Origin of the sequence: Novosphingobium huizhouense (genome assembly GCF_020179475.1) — a bacterium.
GTDB lineage: Bacteria > Pseudomonadota > Alphaproteobacteria > Sphingomonadales > Sphingomonadaceae > Novosphingobium > Novosphingobium huizhouense.
Map to the genome: position 1 here is coordinate 1 of NZ_JAILXZ010000051.1, position 281 is coordinate 281.

Genomic DNA, 281 nt, shown 5'->3' on the forward strand with positions numbered 1-281 from the left:
AGAGCTGGCATGATCCCGTCGCGCTTTTATCCGATTTTCGATCATCCCGACTGGCTGCGGCTGGCCTTGCCGCTTGGGGTTCGCTTCGTGCAGATGCGCATCAAAGAGCAACCGCCCCAGAATATCCGCGCGCTGCTGCAGGAAAGCCTCGATCTCTGTCGTCAGGCCGGTGCGGTGATGGTCGTGAACGATCACTGGCGCGAAGCCATCGATCTGGGCTGCGACTGGATTCATCTGGGTCAGGAAGATCTGGACAGCGCGGATCTGTCCGCAATACGCCG

General features: G+C 60.1%; 1 protein-coding gene. It reads left to right on the top strand.

All coding sequences use genetic code 11. From position 1 onward, the window contains the following. Nucleotides 1-9 precede the first annotated feature (9 nt). The coding region (locus K3A85_RS17940; protein WP_225207873.1) for a thiamine phosphate synthase at nt 10-281 on the top strand (272 nt) is incomplete at its 3' end.